The organism is Streptomyces sp. SudanB52_2052 (genome assembly GCF_964272415.1).
GTDB lineage: Bacteria > Actinomycetota > Actinomycetes > Streptomycetales > Streptomycetaceae > Streptomyces > Streptomyces olindensis.
The window spans coordinates 2,443,234-2,467,883 of sequence record NZ_OZ186796.1; the positions used below are offsets into that span (position 1 = coordinate 2,443,234).

Annotated in this window: 11 protein-coding genes, 1 tRNA gene and 3 rRNA genes; 1 reads left to right on the forward strand and 14 read right to left on the reverse strand. The window is 67.3% G+C overall.

Annotated elements, in window-relative coordinates:
* Positions 1-358 precede the first annotated feature (358 nt).
* From ACSUPV_RS10605 to ACSUPV_RS10645, 9 genes are all read right to left on the reverse strand, one after another.
* Positions 359-829, reverse strand: a complete 471-nt coding sequence (locus ACSUPV_RS10605; RefSeq protein WP_031116966.1) for a Dps family protein — start codon at positions 827-829, stop codon at positions 359-361.
* A 223-nt stretch (positions 830-1,052) separates the two neighbouring features.
* Complete coding sequence (locus ACSUPV_RS10610; RefSeq protein ID WP_003993396.1) at positions 1,053-1,433, reverse strand: helix-turn-helix domain-containing protein; 381 nt, start codon at positions 1,431-1,433, stop codon at positions 1,053-1,055.
* 109 nt (positions 1,434-1,542) lie between these two features.
* Positions 1,543-2,088, reverse strand: coding sequence for a CinA family protein (locus ACSUPV_RS10615; RefSeq protein WP_037761481.1), 546 nt, complete (start codon positions 2,086-2,088; stop codon positions 1,543-1,545).
* Positions 2,085-2,972, reverse strand: a complete 888-nt coding sequence (pgsA, locus tag ACSUPV_RS10620; protein WP_031116968.1) for a CDP-diacylglycerol--glycerol-3-phosphate 3-phosphatidyltransferase — start codon at positions 2,970-2,972, stop codon at positions 2,085-2,087. Before pgsA ends, ACSUPV_RS10615 begins: the two co-directional genes overlap by 4 nt.
* On the reverse strand, positions 2,969-4,450 hold the full coding sequence (gene rimO, locus ACSUPV_RS10625) for a 30S ribosomal protein S12 methylthiotransferase RimO (RefSeq protein ID WP_078650795.1): 1,482 nt from the start codon (positions 4,448-4,450) through the stop codon (positions 2,969-2,971). The genes pgsA and rimO overlap by 4 nt, the downstream gene beginning before the upstream one ends.
* Positions 4,451-4,543: 93 nt before the next feature.
* Positions 4,544-5,392: a helix-turn-helix domain-containing protein gene (locus tag ACSUPV_RS10630; RefSeq protein ID WP_031116970.1), complete on the reverse strand. Its 849-nt coding sequence runs from the start codon at positions 5,390-5,392 to the stop codon at positions 4,544-4,546.
* Between the two features lie 265 nt (positions 5,393-5,657).
* On the reverse strand, positions 5,658-8,399 hold the full coding sequence (locus ACSUPV_RS10635) for a DNA translocase FtsK 4TM domain-containing protein (protein WP_436947377.1): 2,742 nt from the start codon (positions 8,397-8,399) through the stop codon (positions 5,658-5,660).
* Positions 8,400-8,526: 127 nt separating this feature from the next.
* Entirely contained in the window at positions 8,527-9,207 is a 681-nt protein-coding gene (locus tag ACSUPV_RS10640; protein ID WP_031116973.1) for a response regulator, read from the reverse strand.
* 307 nt (positions 9,208-9,514) lie between these two features.
* Entirely contained in the window at positions 9,515-14,977 is a 5,463-nt protein-coding gene (locus ACSUPV_RS10645; protein WP_078650794.1) for a HAMP domain-containing protein, read from the reverse strand.
* A gap of 376 nt (positions 14,978-15,353) precedes the next feature.
* Between ACSUPV_RS10645 and ACSUPV_RS10650 the strand changes: the two genes are divergently transcribed.
* Positions 15,354-18,107 (forward strand): SpoIIE family protein phosphatase, encoded by a 2,754-nt coding sequence (locus tag ACSUPV_RS10650; RefSeq protein ID WP_037761476.1) that lies wholly within the window; start codon positions 15,354-15,356, stop codon positions 18,105-18,107.
* Positions 18,108-18,151: 44 nt separating this feature from the next.
* Here the strand turns inward: ACSUPV_RS10650 and ACSUPV_RS10655 are convergent.
* The 5 genes from ACSUPV_RS10655 to ACSUPV_RS10675 form a co-directional block, all read right to left on the reverse strand.
* Positions 18,152-18,227 (reverse strand) — tRNA-Thr (locus ACSUPV_RS10655).
* Positions 18,228-18,301: 74 nt separating this feature from the next.
* A complete protein-coding gene (locus ACSUPV_RS10660; protein ID WP_037761473.1) occupies positions 18,302-18,964 on the reverse strand; it encodes a DegT/DnrJ/EryC1/StrS family aminotransferase in 663 nt (220 codons plus the stop codon).
* A gap of 114 nt (positions 18,965-19,078) precedes the next feature.
* A 5S ribosomal RNA gene (gene rrf, locus ACSUPV_RS10665) occupies positions 19,079-19,195 on the reverse strand.
* 85 nt (positions 19,196-19,280) lie between these two features.
* Positions 19,281-22,403 (reverse strand): 23S ribosomal RNA (locus ACSUPV_RS10670).
* 308 nt (positions 22,404-22,711) lie between these two features.
* A 16S ribosomal RNA gene (locus ACSUPV_RS10675) occupies positions 22,712-24,236 on the reverse strand.
* The 16S, 23S and 5S rRNA genes sit together here, the layout of an rRNA operon.
* Positions 24,237-24,650: the final 414 nt, after the last annotated feature.

Genomic DNA, 24,650 nt, shown 5'->3' on the forward strand with positions numbered 1-24,650 from the left:
CGCCGCCTCCCACACCCCCGCACCGGGCACCACCGCCAGCCGGAGCACGGCCCACCACCACAGCGCCGCCAGCCCGAGCACGCCCCCGCGCATCCCCCAGCGCCAGACCCCCCGGCGCTCTATCCCCGCCATGGCCGCCACCTCCGGCCCGACGCTATGAGGCCGCCCGACCGCGCGGACAGGGCGCACCACGGGCACACAGGCGCACCGCGCACCCCGCCCCGCCGAACGGCGACACCCCCGGCCGGTCCCGCGCCCGCCGCCACGCAGGCTGCCGCCGCCACAGAGGCCTCCGCACCCACTGCCACGGAGGCCGCCGCACCCACTGCCGCGCAGGCCGTCGCGCCCGCTCCTCCGATCACCCGTTCTCGGCCTGGAACATCCAGTGATGCTTCTCCAGCTCCGCGGTGATCCCGATGAAGATGTCCTGGCTCACCGGATCCGGCTCACCGGTCGCCTCCACCCGCTCCCGCATCCGCGCGATCACCGCGCCCAGCGCCTCGACGAGCGTCCCCACGGCGGTCGTGTCGTCGACCCAGCCCTCGGGCGTCACGCCGATCCCGCTGCCGACGGCCACCGTCGCGGCCCGCCCGTCGGGCGGGATTCCCAGCGCGGCGGCGCGCTCCGCCACGGTGTCGGAGTACTTCCGCGCCGTGTCGACGACCTCGTCGAGCTGGAGGTGCACGGAGCGGAAGCGCGGCCCCACCACGTTCCAGTGGATCTGCTTCGCCACGAGGGCGAGGTCCACCAGGTCGACGAGGGCACCCTGCAGTGCCTCGGACACGGTCTTCAGGCTCGCGTCCGACAACGGGCTCTTCACGACGTACATCCGCACCTCCGTGGACTGCCCCCCGCCATCCCCTCAACGATGACGGCCGCACGCCCCACCGGCAAACGCACACAAACCGGACACGGCAGTGTCGGGTCGCCCGCAGACAAGCGAAAACCCCGACCGACTCTCCTCCGGATCTCCCGGAGAACCCCGGCCGGGGCCTCACCACATCCCGGCGCCCGTTCGGCGCCGCTCGTTCATGCCACGTACGCGCGAGGCGTCACGCGGCGACGACGTCCACCGCCTCGGCGGGCGCCTTGATGGTCACCCGTTCCGGTGGCACACCGGTCACCGAAACGGAACCCAGCATCGGCCGAACCGGCGTGGGCACAGGCTCGCTGGGGGTGGCCGCAGCAGACTGGGCCAGCTCGGCGAGGGCGAGTTCGTCGCTCACTTCCCGCATGAGCTCGGACATCCGTACGTCCAGCGCGTCGCAGATGGCGGAGAGCAGCTCGGAGGAAGCCTCCTTCTGCCCCCGCTCCACCTCGGAGAGATAGCCGAGTGAGACTCGGGCGGACGAGGAGACTTCGCGCAGAGTACGGCCCTGGCGCTGGCGCTGCCGACGCAGCACGTCACCCAGCAGGCGACGGAGCAGAATCATCGGTGGCTCCCTCCTCGGACCGCGTAGCCGCATCCATTACGCCCCACCGTACCGCCTTGCGCCGCGGCCGTGCGGGGAGCGATGTCGTGTTCACTCAGGGCTGCAAACATCAAAACCCCCCGTTCCGTTCCGTATCCTGTGCCCGCTCATTCCCAGTCTGTTCGCTCGCAAGCTCCTCCAGGAGCAGTGCGAGTACGCTCCGTACACTCTCTCTACGAATTTCCGCGCGGTCGCCGTTCAACCGCAGACCCTCCACTTTTCCGCCGCCGGCAGAACCGGAATCGGCCCCGGCGGGTCCGTCCACGGCCACGAAGACCGTCCCGACGGGCTGTCCGTCCTGCGGATCCGGGCCCGCCACACCAGTGGTCGCGATGCCCCAGTCGGTGCCCAGCGCCTTGCGCACGCCGACCGCCATCTGCGCCGCGACCTGCGGGTCCACCGCTCCGCGCGCCGCCAGCAGGGTGGCGTCGACACCGAGCAGTTCCTGCTTCAGTTCGGTGGCGTAGGCGGTCACCGAGCCCCGGAAGACCTTGGACGCCCCGGGGACGGATGTGATCTCCGCCGCAACGAGGCCACCGGTCAGCGACTCCGCGACGGCGAGCGTCTCGCCCTTCACCGTGAGTAGTCGCACCACGTCGGTGGCCGTGGAACTCACGCTTCCTTCTCCTCCAACGCGGCCTTGCGCTCGGCGATTCCCCGCCTGCGCAGCACAATGGCCTGTTTCACATAGTCGAGCCCCGTCACCACGGTCAGCACGACCGCCGCGGCCATCACCCACCACCTCAGGGTGGCCAGCCACCCCGTCAGCGCCAGCACGTACATACCCACGGCCACGCCCTGGGTGAGCGTCTTGAGCTTCCCGCCGCGGCTGGCGGGGATGACGCCGTACCGGATGACGAGGAAACGCAGCAGGGTGATCCCCAGTTCCCGCCCGAGGATGACCCCGGTCACCCACCACGGAAGATCGCCGAGCGCGGACAGGCAGATCAGCGCCGCCCCCATGATCGCCTTGTCGGCGATGGGGTCAGCGATCTTCCCGAAGTCCGTGACCAGGTTGTAGGCGCGCGCCAGATGGCCGTCGAAGAGGTCGGTGATCATGGCGATGGCGAAGGCCGCCCAGGCGAGGGACCGCCACGCCGGGTCGTATCCGCCGTCGGCGAGCATCAGCGCGACGAAGGCCGGTACGAGGACCAGCCGGAGCATCGTCAGGAGGTTGGCGATGTTCCAGACACTGGCCTGGTTGACGGCGGCCGCCGCCAGCTTCCCGCCCCGCCCAGGCCCGTCCTCGCCCTGCGCGTCGTCGACGCTCTCCGGGGCCTCGTCCACGCCGGTCCCGGCCTCACCCGAGGCCGCACCGCCGTGACCGGCACCGGCCGGCGCGCCGGGCCCCGCTCCGGTCGCTCCGCCCTCGGCCGACCGCGCGGCCGCACGCCCCGCCGCCGCCCCGGGAACCTTCCCCGAAGCCGCGGACGCGGCACCGGCCCCGGCCCTCCTCGCACCGGAGGGGCCTCCCGCCGCGGATGCCGGGACACCGGTCATCTGCCCGCCTCCTCACTCCACGCAGGCGACGCGAACGAGCTCTGCAGCGGCTCGGCCACCAGGTCGACACCTTCCGTACCGACCACCTTCGCCTCGACCATACGGCCGACACCCAGGCCCGCGCCGCTCGTGAGCAGCACCTGGCCGTCCGTCTCGGGCGCCTGGTGGGCCGCGCGGCCGTACACGCCGTCCTCGTCGTCGACGGACTCGACGAGCACGTGCACCGTCTGGCCGACGCGCTCCTCGGCGCGCTGCGAGACGAGTTCCTCGGCGAGCCGCGAGACACGGGCCAGCCGCTCGGCGACGACGTCCTCGTCGAGCTTGTTGTCGTAGGTCGCCGCCTCGGTGCCCTCCTCGTCGGAGTAGCCGAAGACGCCGATGGCGTCCAGCCGGGCGCCGTTCAGGAAGCGCTCCAGCTCGGCGAGGTCGCCCTCGCTCTCGCCGGGGAAGCCGACGATGAAGTTGGAGCGCACGCCGGCCTCGGGCGCCTTGCTGCGGATGGTGTCGAGCAGTTCCAGGAACCGGTCGGTGTCGCCGAAGCGGCGCATCGCGCGCAGCACGCCGGGCGCGGAGTGCTGGAAGGACAGGTCGAAGTAGGGCGCGACCTTCGGGGTCGAGGTCAGGACGTCGATGAGGCCGGGCCGCATCTCGGCCGGCTGGAGGTAGCTGACGCGCACCCGCTCGATACCGTCGACCTCGGCGAGCTCGGGCAGCAGCGACTCCAGCAGGCGGATGTCACCCAGGTCCTTGCCGTAGGAGGTGTTGTTCTCGGAGACCAGCATGATCTCCTTCACGCCCTGCTCGGCGAGCCAGCGGGTCTCGTTCAGCACGTCGCTCGGGCGGCGGGAGATGAAGGAGCCGCGGAAGGACGGGATGGCGCAGAAGGAGCAGCGCCGGTCGCAGCCGGAGGCCAGCTTCACGGAGGCGACCGGGGAGCCGTCCAGCCGGCGGCGCAGGGGCGCGCGGGGGCCGGAGGCCGGAGCGAGGCCCTCCGGAAGGTCGGCGGGGGCGTGCCCGGGCAGCGCGACGCCGGTGGCCGACTCCTGCCGCTCCGCCGGGCTGATCGGCAGCAGCTTGCGCCGGTCGCGCGGGGTGTGCGCGGCGTGGATGCCGCCGTTCAGGATGGTCTGGAGACGGTCGGAGATGTTCGCGTAGTCGTCGAAGCCGAGCACGCCGTCGGCCTCGGGGAGGGCCTCGGCGAGTTCCTTGCCGTACCGCTCGGCCATGCAGCCCACCGCCACGACGGCCTGGGTTCTGCCGTGTCCCTTGAGGTCATTGGCTTCCAGGAGGGCGTCGACGGAGTCCTTCTTGGCGGCTTCGACGAAGCCGCAGGTGTTCACGACGGCGACGTCGGCGGCCTCGGCGTCCTCCACGAGCTGCCAGCCGTCCGCCTCCAAACGGCCTGCGAGCTCCTCCGAGTCCACCTCGTTACGGGCGCAGCCAAGGGTGACGAGTGCGACGGTACGGCGTTCAGGCATGGGCTCAAGACTACTTCGTCCCGCTGACACCCCACGTCGACGGGGTTGGCCGATCATGGCCAACCCCGTACGTCCTGCACCCCTTCGGACGAGTTACCCGGCCTCGGGGTCGCCCTTGGTGTACGTCAGGCGTTCGACGGAGCCGGGCTGGAAGTCGTCCTCGATCTTCTTGCCGTTGACGAAGAGGTCGATCGCGCCGGCGTCCCCGAGGACGAGGTGGATCTTGGAGCTGTCCTGGAAGGTCTTGGAGTCGCCCTGCTTGAGGACGCCGTCGAAGAGCATCCGGCCGTTGTGGTCCCGGGCGGCGATCCAGCTGCGGCCGTCGGCGGCGGCCACCTGGACCGTCACCTTGTCCTGCGGCGCGGCCGCGATGGCGCTGTCCGAGGGCTCGGGCTCGGGGTCGGCGGGCTTCTTGGTCTTGGTGGTAGGAGAGGCGGAGTCGCCGGGGGTGGATCCCTCGGCCACGTTGGCCTCGCCGGTGCCGTCGTCGCCGCCCTGGAACATCGTGAACCCGACGAAACCGATCACGGCGACGATCGCGGCGACCATGGCCGCGGTCCAGTTGGGCCCCCGCCGCTCCGGACGGATACGTTCCGCCTCGAAGAGGGGAGCTGCCGGGGTCGGCGCCGGACGCCCGCCGTGCTCCTCGCCGTACTGGGCGAGCAGCGGGGCCGGGTCGAGGTGGACGGCCTTGGCCAGGGTCCTGATGTGTCCGCGGGCGTACACGTCCCCACCGCAGGCGGTGAAGTCGTCCGCCTCGATGGCGTGCACGATGTTCATGCGGACCCGGGTGGCGCTACTCACGTCGTCGACGGTCAGCCCGGCGGCGATACGAGCCTGCTGCAGGGCACGGCCGATGGAGGGGCGGGCTTCCTCGCGGTCTTCTTCGACGCGCTCGTCTTCGAACGGACGCTCGTCTTCAGGGGAGTTGCCGATGGACACGGGGGCGCCTTTCGAGCGTGTAGCCGCCTGTGCTGGAGGTTCAGTCTAGGGGGGGTACAAAAGGGTGGGGCAACCGGGCGGTGGCACTTTGTACGCCATCGGAATGGCCCGACATCCCGATGGTGGGGTCGCTGCTTTTCGCTTCCCTCAACTTGACGTACGCCGAAGGGAAACGGTTGCTCAATGATCCCTTACGGGTGAGTCACGATCCGGACACCCGGTTGCCGTACACCGCTCGGCGAGGCGACCACCGTGTCCCGCTTCCCTACCCTTCAGACTCCCCCCGGATCAGCGCGAGCACGCCATCCAGCTCATCAGGCTTCACAAGAACGTCACGAGCCTTCGAACCCTCGCTCGGCCCGACGATGTTCCGGGACTCCATGAGGTCCATCAGCCGCCCGGCCTTGGCGAAGCCGACGCGCAGTTTGCGCTGGAGCATGGACGTCGACCCGAACTGCGTGGAGACGACCAGTTCGGCCGCCTGGCACAGCAGGTCGAGGTCGTCGCCGATGTCCTCGTCGATCTCCTTCTTCTGCTTGGTGCCCACGACGACGTCGTCCCGGAAGACGGGCGTCATCTGCTCCTTGCAGTGCCGGACGACGCCCGCGATCTCCTCCTCGGTGACGAAGGCGCCCTGCATACGGGTGGGCTTGTTGGCCCCCATCGGCAGGAACAGGCCGTCACCCTTGCCGATGAGCTTCTCGGCGCCCGGCTGGTCGAGGATGACCCGCGAGTCGGCGAGCGAGGACGTGGCGAAGGCCAGCCGCGACGGCACGTTCGCCTTGATCAGACCGGTGACGACGTCCACCGAGGGCCGCTGCGTGGCGAGCACCAGGTGGATGCCGGCCGCGCGCGCGAGCTGCGTGATGCGCACGATCGCGTCCTCGACGTCCCGCGGCGCGACCATCATCAGGTCGGCCAGCTCGTCCACGATGACCAGCAGGTACGGGTACGGCTGGAGCTCCCGCTCGCTGCCCTCGGGCGGCTTGACCTTGCCCTCGCGCACCGCGCGGTTGAAGTCGTCGATGTGCCGGTAGCCGTAGGCGGCCAGGTCGTCGTAGCGCAGGTCCATCTCGCGGACGACCCACTGGAGCGCCTCGGCGGCCCGCTTAGGGTTGGTGATGATCGGCGTGATCAGGTGCGGGATGCCCTCGTAGGCGGTCAGCTCGACCCGCTTGGGGTCGACCAGGATCATCCGGACGTCCTCGGGGGTCGCCCGCATCATGATCGAGGTGATCAGGCAGTTGATGCAGGACGACTTGCCGGAGCCGGTGGCGCCGGCGACCAGCATGTGCGGCATCTTCGCCAGCGAGTGCATGACGTAGCCGCCCTCGACGTCCTTGCCGAAGGCGACCAGCATCGGGTCGTCGTCCTCCGCGGACTCCGCCAGACGCAGGACGTCACCGAGGTTGACCATCTCGCGGTCGGTGTTCGGGATCTCGATGCCGACCGCGGACTTGCCGGGGATCGGGCTGATGATCCGCACGTCGGGGCTGGCGACGGCGTAGGCGATGTTCTTGGCCAGGGCGGTGATCCGCTCGACCTTCACGGCGGGGCCGAGCTCGATCTCGTAGCGCGTGACCGTCGGTCCGCGGGTGAAGCCGGTGACGTTGGCGTCCACCTTGAACTCGGTGAAGACGTTGGTCAGCGCGGCGACTATGGCGTCGTTGGCGGCGCTGCGGGCCTTGCCCGGGCCACCTCGCTCCAGCAGGTCGAGCGACGGCAGGGAGTACGTGATGTCGCCGGAGAGCTGGAGCTGCTCCGCGCGCGGGGGCAGGTCGCGGGGCTCGGAGGGCGGCGCCTTGGTGAGGTCGCGGACGCCGGCCTTCGGCTTCTGCGGTTCCGGCTTGTCCTGCTGGGGCTTGTCCTGCTGGGGCCGGGCGGCCGGGACGGGCGTCGGCGTGGTCGGCTCCTGGTCGCCCACCCGCACGCCCTGGGTGAGGTCGGCGACGATCGGCGAGGGCGGCATGCCGTGGAGCACGGCGCCGTCGAGCGCGGCGGCGGCCGCCGCGGCGACGTCCACGGCGTCCCTGGGCCGGTCCATGTCGGGCTGCGGCACGGCCGAGCGCCGGGGACGGCCACGGCGCTTCTGGAGGGCCTCCTGCTCGGCGCTGTCAGGGTCGTACGCCGCGGGCGCCGGCGCGCGCCTGCCGCGCGGGCGCGCGGGCAGCGCCTCACGCCACTGCTCCTCGTACCGTTCGTCGTCCTCGGGGAGGCCGAACTCGTCCTCGGCCGGGTCGCGGACGATCCCGAGCCGCACACCGAGCAGCCGCAGCCGCTGCGGAATGGCGTTGACGGGGGTGGCCGTGACGACCAGCAGCCCGAAGATCGTCAGCAGTACGAGCAGCGGCACGGCGAGCACGTCCCCCATGGCGTAGGACAGCGGGGTCGCCATGGCCCAGCCGATGAGCCCGCCGGCGTCCCTTATGGCCTGCATGCCGTCCCCGCGCGCGGGCGAACCGCACGCGATGTGCACCTGGCCGAGCACGCCGATGACGAGCGCGGACAGACCGATGACGATCCGTCCGTTGGCCTCGGGCTGCTCCGGGTGGCGGATGAAGCGGACGGCGATGACGGCGAGCAGTATCGGCACGAGCAGGTCGAGCCGGCCGAAGGCACCGGTCACCAGGATCTCGACCAGATCGCCCACGGGGCCCTTCAGGTCGGCCCAGGTGCCGGCGGCGACGATCAGCGCGATGGCGAGCAGCAGCAGGGCGACGCCGTCCTTGCGGTGGGCCGGGTCGAGGTTCTTGGCGCCCTGCCCTATGCCGCGGAACACGGCTCCGACCGCGTGCGCGACGCCGAGCCACAGGGCGCGCACGAGCCGGTAGATGCCTCCGGTCGGGCTGGGTGCCGGTTTGGGCGCGGGCTTCTTCGCCGCGGCCTTCTTGGCGGGCGCCTTCTTCGCGGGGGCTTTCTTGGCAGCGGCCTTCTTCGCCGGAGCCTTCGCCGAAGCGGCCGCCTTCTTCGCGGGCGACTTCTTGGCTGCGGAGGGACGTGAGGCCATGGATGTGAGGTTACCGGTGGAGACGACAGGGGACACGTGTGCCTACGGCTTCACCCGTTCGTGTCGCTCCGGGAGAGGCCCGAAACTGACGCGCGCTCACGGGCGGGCAACCCCGCCTGCCCGCGCGTCAGTTCTGCGAGGACATCGAGGAGGTGCTCCCGGTGCCGGGCTCCAGCGCGTCGAGCGCCCGCCGCAACCCCGTGAGCTTGCGCTCCAGATGAGCCGCCGTGGCCACCGCGGCGGCATCCGTCGAGTCGTCGTTGAGCTGCTTGGTCAGCGCCTCGGCCTGCTCCTCGACGGCCGCGAGCCGCGCGGAGAGCTCGGCGAGCAGCCCGGCCGACTCCTTGGCCTCGCCGTCCGCCTCCTTGCCGCCGCCCTCCAACTGGAGCCGCAGCAGGGACGCCTGCTCACGCAGCTGGCAGTTCTTCATGTACAGCTCGACGAAGACCGAGACCTTGGCGCGCAGCACCCACGGGTCGAACGGCTTGGAGATGTAGTCGACCGCGCCCGCCGCGTAGCCCCGGAAGGTGTGGTGCGGGCCGTGGTTGATCGCCGTGAGGAAGATGATCGGGATGTCCCGGGTCCGCTCGCGCCGCTTGATGTGCGCGGCCGTCTCGAAGCCGTCCATCCCCGGCATCTGGACGTCCAGCAGGATGACCGCGAAGTCGTCCGTGAGCAGCGCTTTGAGCGCTTCCTCCCCGGACGATGCCCGCACCAGCGTCTGATCGAGCGCAGAGAGGATCGCCTCCAGCGCCAGCAGATTCTCCGGCCGGTCATCGACCAGGAGGATCTTGGCCTTCTGCACCATGGCCCGCCCTCCTCGCCCCGGCGTGGGGCCTCCCCTGTCCGCAGGACCTGGGGTCGCACCGGTGGGTGCCGCCCCAGGGGACGACTCCCTTGCGCCGCCCGTCCTTGTGCCGGTCATCGTAGCCGCACCCTGCCCGTCGCCACACCCTGTCACCGCGATGTCACTGTGCACGTAGCAGAAACGCAGCAGGAGACCAGAAGGTTCCCCAGATCTCGTACTTCTACACGACTATGCGCACACCGAGTCGGCAACTGCGTGTGAACACCGAACCTTCCCGGCACGGTTGCGTAAGAGTCCAACGTCCCCCTCATTCCCCTCGCATCCACTGATCCATCACCGCCAGGAGGTGATCGGGGTCGACCGGCTTGGTGACGTAGTCGGAGGCGCCCGACTCGATCGCCTTCTCGCGGTCGCCCTTCATCGCCTTCGCCGTGAGCGCGATGATCGGCAGCCCGGCGAACTGCGGCATCCTGCGGATCGCCGTGGTCGTCGCGTACCCGTCCATCTCGGGCATCATGATGTCCATCAGGACGACGGCCACGTCGTCGTGCTGCTCCAGCACCTCGATGCCCTCACGGCCGTTCTCCGCGTACAGCACGGAGAGCCCGTGCTGTTCCAGGACGCTGGTCAGCGCGAAGACGTTGCGGATGTCGTCGTCGACGATCAGGACCTTCTGGCCGCCGAACCGGATGCCGCGGTGCGGCTTCGGCGCCGCCTCCTGCTCCGCCGGCGCCCACTGCTCCGGCTGCGCCGGGCGCGCCTCCAGCTCGGGCATCCTGCGCCGCCGCCGGAACAGGGCGGCCGGCCCGTTCTGCGTCTCGCGGTACGACTTCACCTCGGCCGGCGTCTCGACCTCGACTTCCGACAGCTCGGACGTCGACGCCACCAGGTCACCGGCCTCCAGGGCGGGCAGCTGCTGCTGGTAGCCCTGCGGCGGCAGCTCACTGGGGTGCAGCGGCAGGTAGAGCGTGAACGTCGAGCCACGGCCCGGCTCGCTCTGGGCGTAGATCTCACCGCCGAGCAGCTGCGCGATCTCCCGCGAGATGGACAGCCCGAGGCCCGTGCCGCCGTACTTGCGGCTGGTCGTGCCGTCGGCCTGCTTGAACGCCTCGAAGATCACCCGCATCTTGCTGGACGCGATGCCGATCCCCGTGTCGGTCACGGAGAACGCGATCAGCTCGGCGTCCGGGTCCGTCAGCGACCCGGTCTCCAGCAGCTGCTCCCGGATCTTCTGCGGCACGTCGTCCCGCGCCGGCCTGATGACCAGCTCCACCGACCCGGAGTCGGTGAACTTCACCGCGTTGGACAGCAGGTTGCGCAGCACCTGCAGCAGCCGCTGCTCGTCGGTGTGCAGCGTGGCGGGCAGCTCCGGCGACACCCGCACGGACAGGTCCAGGCCCTTCTCCGCGGTCAGCGGCCGGAAGGTGGCCTCCACGTAGTCCACGAGCTGGACGAGTGCGATCCGCGTCGGGGAGACGTCCATCTTGCCCGCCTCGACCTTCGACAGGTCGAGGATGTCGTTGATGAGCTGGAGCAGGTCGGAACCGGCCCCGTGGATCGTCTCGGCGAACTCCACCTGCTTCGGGGAGAGGTTCCCCTCGGCGTTGTCGGCGAGCAGCTTGGCGAGGATCAGCAGCGAGTTCAGCGGCGTGCGCAGCTCGTGCGACATGTTCGCCAGGAACTCGCTCTTGTAGCGCATGGAGACCGCGAGCTGTTCGGCGCGCTCCTCCAGGACCTGCCGCGCCTCCTCGATCTCGGTGTTCTTCACCTCGATGTCGCGGTTCTGCTGGGCCAGCAGCTCGGCCTTCTCCTCCAGTTCGGCGTTGGACGCCTGGAGGGCCTTCTGCCGCTGCTCCAACTCCGCGGAGCGCTCGCGCAGTTGTTCGGTCAGCTCCTGCGACTGCGCGAGCAGCAGCTCGGTCTTGGTGTTGACGGAGATGGTGTTGACGCTCGTCGCGATCATCTCGGCGATCTGGTTGAGGAAATCCTTCTGGATCTGCGTGAACGGCGTGAAGGACGCCAGCTCGATGACCCCGAGCACCTTCCCCTCGAACAGCACCGGCAGCACGATCACCTGCGCGGGCGGCGCCTCGCCGAGCCCCGACGAGATCTTCAGGTAGCCGCTGGGCGCGTTCTCCACGAGGATCGTGCGCTTCTCCGTGGCGGCCGTCCCGATCAGCGCCTCACCGGGCTGGAACGACGTCGGCATGGAACCCATCGAGTACCCGTACGAGCCCAGCATGCGCAGCTCGTACTGGTCCTCGTCCGCGGCGTTCATGTCCTCGCCGTCGACGAGCGGCATCGCCAGGAAGAACGCGCCGTGCTGGGCGGAGACCACCGGCGTCAGCTCGCTCATGATCAGCGAGGCCACGTCCTCCAGGTCGCGGCGGCCCTGCATCAGCGCCGAGATGCGGGCGAGGTTGCCCTTGAGCCAGTCCTGCTCCTTGTTGGCGATCGTGGTGTCGCGCAGGTTGGCGATCATCTTGTTGATGTAGTCCTGGAGCTCCTGGATCTCCCCGGACGCGTCCACGTCGATCTTCAGGTTCAGATCGCCCCGGGTCACCGCGGTCGCCACGCGCGCGATGGCACGCACCTGCCGGGTCAGGTTCCCGGCCATCTCGTTCACGGACTCCGTCAGGTCCCGCCAGGTGCCGTCGACGTCACGCACACGGGCCTGACCGCCGAGCTGTCCTTCCGTGCCCACCTCCCGGGCCACGCGGGTGACCTCCTCGGCGAACGACGACAGCTGGTCCACCATCGTGTTGATGGTCGTCTTCAGCTCAAGGATCTCGCCGCGGGCGTCGATGTCGATCTTCTTCGTCAGGTCACCCTTGGCGATGGCCGTGGTCACCATGGCGATGTTGCGCACCTGGCCGGTCAGGTTGGACGCCATCTGGTTCACGGACTCGGTCAGGTCCTTCCACGTACCGGCCACACCGGGTACGTGCGCCTGCCCGCCGAGGATGCCGTCCGTGCCCACCTCACGGGCCACCTTGGTGACCTGCTCGGCGAACGAACTCAGCGTCTTCACCATCGTGTTGATCGTGTCGGCGAGCTGCGCGACCTCGCCGCGCGCCTCGATGGTGACCTGCCGCGTCAGGTCACCGTTGGCGACCGCCGCCGAGACCTGGGAGATGTTCCGCACCTGAGTGGTGAGGTTCTTGGCCATCAGGTTGACGTTGTCGCTCAGGTCCTTCCAGATGCCCGTGACACCCGGCACGTGCGCCTGCCCGCCCAGGATGCCCTCGGTGCCCACCTCACGGGCCACCCGGGTCACCTGCTCGGCGAACGAGGACAGCTGGTCGACCATCGTGTTGACGGTCGTGACCAGCTCCAGGATCTCGCCCTTGGCGTCGACCGTGATCTTCTTCGACAGATCACCCCGGGCGACCGCGGTCGTGACCTCGGCGATGTTGCGCACCTGGATGGTCAGGTTGTTGGCCATGCCGTTCACGGACTGGGTGAGGTCCTTCCAGGTGCCGGAGACGCCCTGCACCTCGGCCTGGCCGCCCAGGATGCCCTCCGTACCCACCTCACGGGCCACACGCGTGACCTCCTGGGCGAACGACGACAGCTGGTCCACCATCGTGTTCAGGGTGTTCTTCAGCTCCAGGATCTCCCCGCGCGCGTCCACGGTGATCTTCTGGGACAGGTCACCCCGGGCCACCGCGGTCGCCACCTGGGCGATGTTGCGCACCTGCGCTGTGAGGTTCCCGGCCATGCCGTTCACGGAATCCGTCAGGTCCCGCCACACACCGGCGACGCCGGGCACCTGCGCCTGACCGCCCAGCCGCCCGTCCGTACCCACCTCACGGGCCACCCGGGTCACCTGGTCCGCGAACGCGGAGAGCTGGTCGACCATCGTGTTGATGGTGTTCTTCAGCTCCAAGATCTCGCCGCGCGCGTCGACGTCGATCTTCTGCGACAGGTCACCCCGGGCCACGGCCGTCGTCACCTGGGCGATGTTGCGCACCTGGGAGGTGAGGTTGCCGGCCATCGAGTTGACGGAGTCGGTGAGTTCCTTCCAGGTGCCCGACACGCCGTCGACCCGGGCCTGACCGCCGAGGCGGCCCTCCGTACCCACGTCCCGGGCCATCCGGGTCACCTGGTCGGCGAAGCTCGACAGCTGGTCCACCATCGTGTTCACGGTGTTCTTCAGCTTGAGCATCTCGCCGGAGACGTCGACCGTGACCTTCTGCGACAGGTCGCCGTTGGCCACCGCCGTCGTCACCTGGGCGATGTTCCGCACCTGACCGGTGAGGTTCCGGAACGCCGTGTTGACGGAGTCCGTCAGGTCCTTCCACGTCCCCGCCGCGCCCGGCACCTGCGCCTGACCGCCCAGCTCACCTTCGACACCGATCTCGCGAGCCACACGTGTCACTTCGGCACCGAAGGCGGACAGCTGGTCGACCATCGTGTTGACGGTGTTCTTCAGCTCCAGCATCTCGCCGGCCACGTCCACGGTGACCTTCTGCGACAGGTCGCCGTTGGCCACGGCCGTCGTCACGGCGGCGATGTCCCGCACCTGAGTGGTCAGGTTCCGGAAGACGGTGTTCACCGAATCGGTGAGGTCCTTCCACGTACCCGCCGCACCCGGCACGTTCGCCTGGCCGCCGAGCCGCCCCTCGGCACCGACCTCGTTGGCCACCCGGGTGACCTCGTCCGCGAAGATCCGCAGCGTCTCGGTCATCTGGTTGATCGTGTCGGCGAGCTGCGCGACCTCGCCGCGCGCCGGGACGGTCACCTTCCGGGACAGGTCGCCGTTGGCGACCGCGGTCGTCACCTCGGCGATCCCGCGCACCTGGGCCGTGAGGTTCCCGGCCATGGTGTTCACCGAATCGGTCAGTTCCTTCCACACACCGTCGACGCCGGGCACCTGCGCCTGACCGCCCAGCGCGCCCTCGGTGCCCACCTCACGGGCGACTCGGGTCACCTCGGAGGAGAACGCCGACAGCTGGTCCACCATCGTGTTGACGGTGTTCTTCAGCTCCAGCATCTCGCCGGCCACCTGCACGGTGACCTTCCGGGACAGATCACCCTTGGCGACCGCCGTCGTCACCAGCGCGATGTCCCTCACCTGGGCCGTCAGCCGGTACGCCATCGTGTTGACGGAGTCCGTCAGATCCCGCCACGAACCCGACATACCGCGCACCCGGGCCTGCCCGCCCAGCTTGCCCTCGGTGCCCACCTCACTGGCCACGCGCGTGACCTCGTCGGTGAACGTCGACAGCTGGTCGACCAGGTTGTTGACGGTCCGCCCGACCTTCAGGAACTCGCCGCGCAGCGGCTGGCTGTTCCCGTCCGACACCTGCGTCCGCAGCTCCATCCGCGGCGACAGATCACCCTCCGCGACCGCCGACAGCACCCGGCCGACCTCGGAGACCGGCCGCACCAGGTCGTCCACCAGGGCGTTCGAGTTGTCGATCGCGGTCGCCCAGGAGCCCTCGCAGGCACCCGTCTCCAGCCGCTCGGTCAGCTTGCCCTCACGGCCGACCATCCGCCGCACCCGGGACAGCTCGCCCGTCAGGTGCAGGTTCCGGTCGGCCACCTCATTGAAGACCGCCGCGATCTCGGCCATCACGCCGTCGCCGGACACCGTGAGCCGCTTGCGGAAGTTCCCGTCCCGCATGGACACCAGGGCCGCCATCAGCCGGTTCAGGGCTGCCGTGTCCACCTCAGTGGTGCCGTTGCGCACTTTGCCCTGGTTCCTCGGGGACTGTCCGCCTTTCGCGCGCGTCTTCGTGCCACGCGTCGCTGCGCCAGACTCCACTGTGTCCCTCCCGCAGGGGTCGACCGTCACTCTGTGCTCGCGGTACCGCTCGGCGTACCAGTTACTACTGCGTATTCTCTGCCCTGCATACCAGGCCGGTTCCAGGGGGCTGCTGCCCGCCGCACGCCTCCGGCACTCAGCCGGCCCGGACCTTCACAAGAAGCTTGCCCAGTGTTTCACCCTGGCCGAACCAGGCCATAACAGTTCGGCAGCTTCGCACATCGTCCGCACACCCTCCGGACGGAAACACTGCAGACCGGCATCCGCATGGACCGCGAAGGTAAGTAACCTTGCATCCGGCTGTCCAGCCGCGCCGGTCCGTCCGGCCTGGGCGGTGGCACGAAGACGAGCGGGCATCGGAGGGGCGGCCGCACACATGACCACCGGACTGATCCCGGGGGGACAGCCCCCGGACCCCCGGCCGACGGGCGGCCTGCCGCATCAGCGGCGCGAGCCGGTCGGCCCCGCAGCCCAGCACGTCGAGAACCGGTCGAGGAGTTCTGTGATCACCGCGCGCGCGGCCGCCAGTTTCGAGCCCGTCGGGCGATCGGTCGCGAGCGCCCGCTCCTTCGTCCGCGACACCCTCCAGGGCTGGGGGTTCGCGGACATCGTCGACGACGCCGTCGTTCTCACCAGCGAACTGGTGACCAACGCGGTGGTCCACGCAGGCACCTCCGCGGACGTGCTGTGCCTGCGCAGCGACGAGGGTGTGCGCATCGAGGTGGCCGACCGCTACCCCGAGCGGGAGATCCCGCTGCAGGGCGCGGCCGTCAACATGGGCAGCCCCGACCGCGAGGGCGGCCGCGGCCTCCAGCTCTGCGCGGCCCTCGCCGGCCGCTGGGGCGTCGAGTACACACCCACCCACAAGACGGTCTGGTTCCAACTCGACCTCCCCGCGCGCGTGGTGGGCACCCGCGCGGCCGGCCCGGCCCTCCCCGCCGACCTCCTGCCCCTCGCCGACGGCCGGGTCCGCGTGGCCGTCATCCAGATCGACCGCAGCGGCCACATCACGGCCTGGAACGAGGACGCCGAGGAACTCTTCGGCTACCCGGCCGAGCAGGTCACCGGCAAGCCCCTGACCGACCTCGCGGCCTGGCCGCACACCCCGGGCACCAGCACCGGCATCGCGGAGGCGCTCCGCCTCTCCCGCTGGGAGGGCAGCTACGGCATCCGCGCCGCCAACGGCCGCGTCACCCCGGTCTACGCCTCCCACCTGCGGGTCCGCGACACCGGCGGCGAACCGTCAACCGTGTGCCTCCTGGTCCGCGACCACGAACGGGCCGTTCTTCAAACACCCCTGCGCGTCCCCGCCTCGGACACCTCGACCGGCTCCGAGGGCCAGAGCACCGACCCCTTCGAGGTGTTCATCGGCTCCCCCGCCCCGGACGACCTCGACGGCCTCCTCCAGCGCACGGTCGAACGCGCCCGCGACATGCTCGACGGCGACTCGGCGTTCCTCCTGCTCGCGACGGACGACGAGACGGAACTGGAGGTCCGCGCCTCCACGGGCCTGCCCTCGGCCCGCCAGCGCTTCGCCCGGGTCCCCGTCGAGGCGGGCCCGGGCCGCTACGGCTCGGCCCGCATGCCCGCCGTCCATGACGACCTGACGGCGGTCTCCGGCGCGGTGCCCCTGCTGAACGGCACGGGCATGCGCTCGGTCGTCACGGTCCCGCTGAAGGTCGAGGGCCGCCTCACCGGCTCCCTCGGCGTCGCCGCCGAGGCTCCGGGCAGATACTCGAACGAGGAGGCGCTGCGTCTGCAGTTCGCCGCCGACCGCATCGCCCTCGCCGTCGAGTCGGCCCGCCTGGGCGAACTGGAACGCCTGCGCCGCGGCTCCCTGAGCTTCCTGGTCGAGGCCTCCGACCTGCTGGCCGGGACCCTCGACCGCGACCAGACCCTGGCCCTGATGGCCCAGATGACCGTCCCGACCCTCGCCACATGGTGCGCCGTCTACACGATCGCCGACCAGGCCTCAGAGCCGTACCTCTCGTACGTGCTGCACGAGGACGAGGAGCTCATCGACGGCATCAAGTCCCTGCTGTCGAAGGTTCCGCCGCCGGACCCGGTGCCGACGCCCGGCGCCCGCGTCTGGACGGCCCCCGCCGAGGTCGCCCACCAGGCGGCCCTACGCAGTTCCATGCGCAGCCTGGGCCTCAGCGGCGGCCCGACCCACCAGGTCACGCCCGGCATCGGCCCGACGCTCGCCACGGCCGGCGCCGTCGGCGGCGAGACGGTCGTCCTCCCCCTGGTCGCCCGCAACCGCGTCATCGGCATGCTGACCCTGGGCAAGCCGACCGACGAGCACTTCCGCCAGGAGATCCTGGAACTGGCCGAGGACCTGTCCCGCAGGGCGGCCCTGGCCTTGGACAACGCCCGCCTCTATTCGGAACGCACGGCGATCAGCCAGTCCCTCCAGCGCAGCCTCCTGCCCCCGGAACTCCCCGACATCGAGGGCGTCGAGGTCGAGGTCATCTACCGCGCGGCCGGCGAGGGCAACGAGGTCGGTGGCGACTTCTACGACGTCTTCCCCATCCGCGACGGCGCTTACGGCTTCGCCATCGGCGACGTGTGCGGCACGGGCCCGAACGCGGCAGCGGTGACGGGCCTCGCCCGCCACGCCCTGCGCCTCCTGGCCCGCGAGGGCCTCAGCGGCCCGACAGTCCTGGAACGCCTCAACTCCGCCATCCTCGACGAAGGCGCCCGCAGCCGCTTCCTCACCCTCCTCTACGGCGAGATGCGCCCACAGGAGGACGGCAGCGCCGAGCTGAAGGTCGTCTGTGCCGGCCACCCGCTCCCGCTGCGCCTGCGCCAGGACGGCACGGTCGAACCGGCCGCCGAACCTCAGCCGCTCCTCGGCGTCATCGAGGACCTGGAGCTGTACGAGCAGACGGTCACGCTCGACCCGGGCGACGTCCTGCTGTGCGTCACGGACGGCGTCACGGAACGCCGTGAGGGCCCCCGCATGCTGGGCGACGACGGCCTCGCGGACGTCCTCACGACGTGCACGGGTCTCACGGCCGGCGCGGTCGCGGCCCGCATCATGCGCGCGGTGGAGCGTTTCGCGTCGGACGCCCCGTCGGACGACATGGCGATCCTGGCGATGCGCGTCCCGGGTCTCCACAAGGACTAGGGCATGGAAAAGGCCCCACCCGCAAGGGGTGGGGCCTTTTTTGCTGGAGCCCCCAAACGGAATCGAACCGTTGACCTTCTCCTTACCATGGAGACGCTCTGCCGACTGAGCTATAGGGGCCTGTCGCTCTGCGGGATTTCCCGCGCGGCAACGGAATAGATCATACCCCGAACAGACCTGTGCTCCCAACCACGTCAGAAGGCGGGCTGGAGAAGTCCTCCGAGGGCATTGCAGGCGGACACGATCCGCTGCATGTCCCGCTTGGTCAGACTGGCGTCCACCGGCAGTGCGAGCGTCTCGTCGGAGGCTCGTTCCGTTTCCGGGAGGGACACACAGCGACGGAATTCGGGCAGGCGATGCACCGGCGTCTTCACCGGCACCCGGGCCTCGACTCCCCTGGCCCGCACGGCCCGTGCAAAGGCGTCCCGGTCGGGTCGCCCGTTGCCCGGGACCCGCACGACGTACTGCTGGTAGGTGTGCCCGTCACCATCATCCGGGGTCCACACACCCCGCAGTTTCGCATCCAGATAGGCGGCCCGCTCCCGGCGCTGGGCTATCTCGTCGTACGGCGCCTCGGACTCGCCCTGCTCCAGCACGAGCAGGCCGTGCCGCTGTCCCACCCCGTGCAGCCGCGCGATGTCGGCGAGCCGCCCGAAGCGGTGCACGACAACCACGGCCGCGGTTCGCGGAGTTATGGCCGCTTCCACGGCAGCGGGATCAAGGCAGTAGGTGACGGGGTCTATGTCGGCGAACACCGGCAGCGCCCCGGACGTGGCGACGGCCTCGGCGACTTCGACGTTCCCGAAGGCCGGCACGACGACCTCGTCACCGAGTCCGACACCGGCGGCCCTGAGCATTGCAGCAGTACCCATGCTGTGGATGCTGGTTGCGCAACGTGAACTTCAAGTAACGGACAACAAAAAAGGGTTGGACCCGGAACCGAAGTTCCAGGTCCAACCCTGTCAATAATTGTTCGGCGGCGTCCTACTCTCCCACAGGGTCCCCCCTGCAGTACCATCGGCGCTGTAAGGCTTAGCTTCCGGGTTCGGAATGTAACCGGGCGTTTCCCCTACGCTATAACCACCGAAACACTATGAAACTGTGAACGCCACACCGCCAAAAATGACGGGGCTGTTCGTGGTTTCAGAACCAACACAGTGGACGCGAGCAACTGAGGACAAGCCCTCGGCCTATTAGTACCGGTCAACTCCACACGTTACCGTGCTTCCATATCCGGCCTATCAACCCAGTCGTCTACTGGGAGCCTTACCCCATCAAGTGGGTGGGAGTCCTCATCTCGAAGCAGGCTTCCCGCTTAGATGCTTTCAGCGGTTATCCCTCCCGAACGTAGCCAACCAGCCATGCCCTTGGCAGAACAACTGGCACACCAGAGGTTCGTCCGTCCCGGTCCTCTCGTACTAGGGACAGCCCTTCTCAAGACTCCTACGCGCACAGCGGATAGGGACCGAACTGTCTCACGACGTTCTAAACCCAGCTCGCGTACCGCTTTAATGGGCGAACAGCCCAACCCTTGGGACCGACTCCAGCCCCAGGATGCGACGAGCCGACATCGAGGTGCCAAACCATCCCGTCGATATGGACTCTTGGGGAAGATCAGCCTGTTATCCCCGGGGTACCTTTTATCCGTTGAGCGACGGCGCTTCCACAAGCCACCGCCGGATCACTAGTCCCGACTTTCGTCCCTGCTCGACCCGTCGGTCTCACAGTCAAGCTCCCTTGTGCACTTACACTCAACACCTGATTGCCAACCAGGCTGAGGGAACCTTTGGGCGCCTCCGTTACCCTTTAGGAGGCAACCGCCCCAGTTAAACTACCCATCAGACACTGTCCCTGATCCGGATCACGGACCCAGGTTAGACATCCAGCACGACCAGACTGGTATTTCAACGACGACTCCGCACTAACTGGCGTTAGCGCTTCACAGTCTCCCAGCTATCCTACACAAGCCGAACCGAACACCAATATCAAACTGTAGTAAAGGTCCCGGGGTCTTTCCGTCCTGCTGCGCGAAACGAGCATCTTTACTCGTAGTGCAATTTCACCGGGCCTATGGTTGAGACAGTCGAGAAGTCGTTACGCCATTCGTGCAGGTCGGAACTTACCCGACAAGGAATTTCGCTACCTTAGGATGGTTATAGTTACCACCGCCGTTTACTGGCGCTTAAGTTCTCAGCTTCGCCCTGACGAATCAGAGCTAACCGGTCCCCTTAACGTTCCAGCACCGGGCAGGCGTCAGTCCGTATACATCGCCTTACGGCTTCGCACGGACCTGTGTTTTTAGTAAACAGTCGCTTCTCGCTGGTCTCTGCGGCCACCCCCAGCTCTGGCAGCAAGTGCCGTCACCGGATGTGGCCCCCCTTCTCCCGAAGTTACGGGGGCATTTTGCCGAGTTCCTTAACCATAGTTCACCCGAACGCCTCGGTATTCTCTACCTGACCACCTGAGTCGGTTTAGGGTACGGGCCGCCATGAAACTCGCTAGAGGCTTTTCTCGACAGCATAGGATCATCCACTTCACCACAATCGGCTCGGCATCAGGTCTCAGCCACAAGGTGTGCGGATTTACCTACACACCGGCCTACACCCTTACCCCGGGACAACCACCGCCCGGGATGGACTACCTTCCTGCGTCACCCCATCACTCACCTACTAACCGCTTGGTTCAGCGGCTCCACCACTCCGACTCACCCCGAAGGGATCACCGGCGGCTTCACGGCCTTAGCATCACGATGCTCGATGTTTGACGCTTCACAGCGGGTACCGGAATATCAACCGGTTATCCATCGACTACGCCTGTCGGCCTCGCCTTAGGTCCCGACTTACCCTGGGCAGATCAGCTTGACCCAGGAACCCTTAGTCAATCGGCGCACACGTTTCTCACGTGTGAATCGCTACTCATGCCTGCATTCTCACTCGTCAACCGTCCACAACTCGCTTACGCGGCTGCTTCACCCGGCAGACGACGCTCCCCTACCCATCACGATCCCCGTTGGGGGTATATATCGCAATGACACGACTTCGGCGGTACGCTTGAGCCCCGCTACATTGTCGGCGCGGAATCACTAGACCAGTGAGCTATTACGCACTCTTTCAAGGGTGGCTGCTTCTAAGCCAACCTCCTGGTTGTCTCTGCGACTCCACATCCTTTCCCACTTAGCGTACGCTTAGGGGCCTTAGTCGATGCTCTGGGCTGTTTCCCTCTCGACCATGGAGCTTATCCCCCACAGTCTCACTGCCGCGCTCTCACTTACCGGCATTCGGAGTTTGGCTAAGGTCAGTAACCCGGTAGGGCCCATCGCCTATCCAGTGCTCTACCTCCGGCAAGAAACACACGACGCTGCACCTAAATGCATTTCGGGGAGAACCAGCTATCACGGAGTTTGATTGGCCTTTCACCCCTAACCACAGGTCATCCCCCAGGTTTTCAACCCTGGTGGGTTCGGTCCTCCACGAAGTCTTACCTCCGCTTCAACCTGCCCATGGCTAGATCACTCCGCTTCGGGTCTTGAGCGTGCTACTCAGACGCCCTATTCGGACTCGCTTTCGCTACGGCTTCCCCACACGGGTTAACCTCGCAACACACCGCAAACTCGCAGGCTCATTCTTCAAAAGGCACGCAGTCACGAGATGGAAGCAAGCTCCCATCCGACGCTCCCACGGCTTGTAGGCACACGGTTTCAGGTACTATTTCACTCCCCTCCCGGGGTACTTTTCACCATTCCCTCACGGTACTATCCGCTATCGGTCACCAGGGAATATTTAGGCTTAGCGGGTGGTCCCGCCAGATTCACACGGGATTTCTCGGGCCCCGTGCTACTTGGGTGTCTCTCAAACGAGCCGCTGACGTTTCGACTACGGGGGTCTTACCCTCTACGCCGGACCTTTCGCATGTCCTTCGCCTACATCAACGGTTTCTGACTCGTCTCATGGCCGGCAGACCATGAAAGAGAGATCCCACAACCCCGTATACGCAACCCCTGCCGGGTCTCACACGCATACGGTTTGGCCTCATCCAGTTTCGCTCGCCACTACTCCCGGAATCACGGTTGTTTTCTCTTCCTGCGGGTACTGAGATGTTTCACTTCCCCGCGTTCCCTCCACACTGCCTATGTGTTCAGCAGCGGGTGACAGCCCATGACGACTGCCGGGTTTCCCCATTCGGACACCCCCGGATCAAAGCTCGGTTGACAGCTCCCCGGGGCCTATCGCGGCCTCCCACGTCCTTCATCGGTTCCTGGTGCCAAGGCATCCACCGTGCGCCCTTAAAAACTTGGCCACAGATGCTCGCGTCCACTGTGCAGTTCTCAAACAACGACCAGCCACCCATCACCCCGCCCTACTAGGCGAGTTCACTGGGGCCGGCGCAGAGGAAAGTTCATTCCCTCAGACACCCAACAGCGTGCCCGACCAGTCCTCGCCCGGAGATCGTGCGTTCCACGCTCTTGTGAGCAGTACTAGCAGCCTCCGACCCGAAACTCTGGCCGAGTAGTCAACGTTCCACCCATGAGCAACCAGCATCAGACGTTCGCTGATGTACTGGCCTCTGAACCAGCTCCGAAGGACCGGCTTAGAAGTGCTCCTTAGAAAGGAGGTGATCCAGCCGCACCTTCCGGTACGGCTACCTTGTTACGACTTCGTCCCAATCGCCAGTCCCACCTTCGACAGCTCCCTCCCACAAGGGGTTGGGCCACCGGCTTCGGGTGTTACCGACTTTCGTGACGTGACGGGCGGTGTGTACAAGGCCCGGGAACGTATTCACCGCAGCAATGCTGATCTGCGATTACTAGCGACTCCGACTTCATGGGGTCGAGTTGCAGACCCCAATCCGAACTGAGACCGGCTTTTTGAGATTCGCTCCACCTCGCGGTATCGCAGCTCATTGTACCGGCCATTGTAGCACGTGTGCAGCCCAAGACATAAGGGGCATGATGACTTGACGTCGTCCCCACCTTCCTCCGAGTTGACCCCGGCGGTCTCCCGTGAGTCCCCAGCACCACAAGGGCCTGCTGGCAACACGGGACAAGGGTTGCGCTCGTTGCGGGACTTAACCCAACATCTCACGACACGAGCTGACGACAGCCATGCACCACCTGTACACCGACCACAAGGGGGACCCTGTCTCCAGGGTTTTCCGGTGTATGTCAAGCCTTGGTAAGGTTCTTCGCGTTGCGTCGAATTAAGCCACATGCTCCGCCGCTTGTGCGGGCCCCCGTCAATTCCTTTGAGTTTTAGCCTTGCGGCCGTACTCCCCAGGCGGGGCACTTAATGCGTTAGCTGCGGCACGGACAACGTGGAATGTTGCCCACACCTAGTGCCCACCGTTTACGGCGTGGACTACCAGGGTATCTAATCCTGTTCGCTCCCCACGCTTTCGCTCCTCAGCGTCAGTATCGGCCCAGAGATCCGCCTTCGCCACCGGTGTTCCTCCTGATATCTGCGCATTTCACCGCTACACCAGGAATTCCGATCTCCCCTACCGAACTCTAGCCTGCCCGTATCGACTGCAGACCCGGGGTTAAGCCCCGGGCTTTCACAACCGACGCGACAAGCCGCCTACGAGCTCTTTACGCCCAATAATTCCGGACAACGCTCGCGCCCTACGTATTACCGCGGCTGCTGGCACGTAGTTAGCCGGCGCTTCTTCTGCAGGTACCGTCACTTTCGCTTCTTCCCTGCTGAAAGAGGTTTACAACCCGAAGGCCGTCATCCCTCACGCGGCGTCGCTGCATCAGGCTTGCGCCCATTGTGCAATATTCCCCACTGCTGCCTCCCGTAGGAGTCTGGGCCGTGTCTCAGTCCCAGTGTGGCCGGTCGCCCTCTCAGGCCGGCTACCCGTCGTCGCCTTGGTGAGCCGTTACCTCACCAACAAGCTGATAGGCCGCGGGCTCATCCTGCACCGCCGGAGCTTTACACCATCAAGGATGCCCAAGATGGTCATATCCGGTATTAGACCCCGTTTCCAGGGCTTGTCCCAGAGTGCAGGGCAGATTGCCCACGTGTTACTCACCCGTTCGCCACTAATCCCCACCGAAGTGGTTCATCGTTCGACTTGCATGTGTTAAGCACGCCGCCAGCGTTCGTCCTGAGCCAGGATCAAACTCTCCGTGAATGTGTACCGGTAATCCGGTGCAACACCACGAGAGCGGAACAGTCAGGCGGAATAAGCCCGACCGTTCACAGCGTCCTCGCTGTGTTTTTTCAAAGGAACCTCGACCATCGGTTGTCCGATGGACGGGGTATCAACATATCTGGCGTTGACTTTGGCACGCTGTTGAGTTCTCAAGGAACGGTCGCTTCCTTTGTACTCACCCTCTCGGGCTTTCCTCCGGGCGCTTCCCTTCGGTCTTGCGTTTCCGACTCTATCAGATCTTTTCTCGATCCGATTTCCTCGGTGCTTTCCAGGTTCCCGCTTCCGCGTTTCCCTTTCCGGCGCATCCGACTTTATCAGAAGTTTCTGAGTCGGATTTCCCGCCCCGGCCGGACATGTCCTCGGCGCCTGAGTTGGCCCGGGTGCCCCGTCGGG

Excerpts from the sequence above, each read along its gene's own strand:
- ACSUPV_RS10605 (WP_031116966.1), bottom strand. The coding sequence starts at position 829 with ATGTACGTCGTGAAGAGCCCGTTGTCGGACGCGAGCCTGAAGACCGTG.
- ACSUPV_RS10610 (WP_003993396.1), bottom strand. The coding sequence starts at position 1,433 with ATGATTCTGCTCCGTCGCCTGCTGGGTGACGTGCTGCGTCGGCAGCGC.
- pgsA (WP_031116968.1), bottom strand. The coding sequence starts at position 2,972 with ATGACCGGTGTCCCGGCATCCGCGGCGGGAGGCCCCTCCGGTGCGAGG.
- rimO (WP_078650795.1), bottom strand. The coding sequence starts at position 4,450 with ATGCCTGAACGCCGTACCGTCGCACTCGTCACCCTTGGCTGCGCCCGT.
- ACSUPV_RS10635 (WP_436947377.1), bottom strand. The coding sequence starts at position 8,399 with ATGGCCTCACGTCCCTCCGCAGCCAAGAAGTCGCCCGCGAAGAAGGCG.
- ACSUPV_RS10640 (WP_031116973.1), bottom strand. The coding sequence starts at position 9,207 with ATGGTGCAGAAGGCCAAGATCCTCCTGGTCGATGACCGGCCGGAGAAT.
- ACSUPV_RS10650 (WP_037761476.1), top strand. The coding sequence starts at position 15,354 with ATGACCACCGGACTGATCCCGGGGGGACAGCCCCCGGACCCCCGGCCG.
- ACSUPV_RS10660 (WP_037761473.1), bottom strand. The coding sequence starts at position 18,964 with ATGCTCAGGGCCGCCGGTGTCGGACTCGGTGACGAGGTCGTCGTGCCG.